Here is an 817-nt window from a genome sequence, read left to right as displayed (position 1 = left end):
CTGAAAGGGAGAGCCGGCGGCCAAACCGCCAATCTCCCCCCTCGTGGGGGAGATGGCCGGCAGGCCAGAGGGGGGCGCGACAGAATGCCTTCTTTGGCGTTTTGCTGAGCATCTTCTTTCTCCTCCTCCCCATCGCCGCCCTCGCCGCCGACCTTCCCGCGCTGACCGGCCGCGTCGTCGACAATGCCGGCATCATCGATGTCGGCACGCGCGCGGCGCTCACCCAGAAGCTCGCCGATTTCGAGACAAAAGGCTCCGACCAGATCGTTGTCGCCACGATACCCAGCCTCGGCGGCGAGGAGATCGAGCCTTACGCCAACCGGTTGTTCCGCTTCTGGAAGCTCGGCCAGGCCAAGGAAAACAACGGCGTGCTGCTCTTGGTCGCGCCGAACGACCGCAAGATGCGCATCGAGGTCGGCTACGGATTGGAAGGCACGCTGACCGACCTGCACACCAAGCTGATCATCGAGAACGACATGGTGCCGGCCTTCCGCGCCGGTGACTTCTCCGGCGGCATCACCAAGGCCGTCGACGACATGATCATGGTGCTGGAGGGCAATCCCGAGGAGCTGGAGGCGCGCGGCAAGCGCAACGAGCAGGCGCCGTTCAACTCCGACGACCTGTTCTTCGCCATCTTCATCACCATCTGGGCGCTGATCTTCTTCGGCGGCATCGCGATGACGATCCTGCCGCCGATCTTCGGCCAGAAGATCGGACCGGGCCGCTATCGCTGGCTCGGCATGACTTTCGATCAGAACCGGCGCTCTTCCTCGGGCGGATGGTCGTCCGGGGGCGGCGGCTGGTCGTCGGGTGGTGG

The 817-nt window shown here is 65.0% G+C and carries 1 protein-coding gene; it reads left to right on the top strand.

The annotated features are described in order from the left end of the window. Positions 1-101: 101 nt before the first annotated feature. A partial coding sequence (locus tag EOD07_RS36130) for a YgcG family protein (RefSeq protein WP_164772939.1) occupies positions 102-817 on the top strand: 716 nt, incomplete at its 3' end.

The organism is Mesorhizobium sp. M2C.T.Ca.TU.002.02.1.1, assembly GCF_003997225.1.
This window is presented reverse-complemented; position numbering and strand designations above follow the sequence as displayed.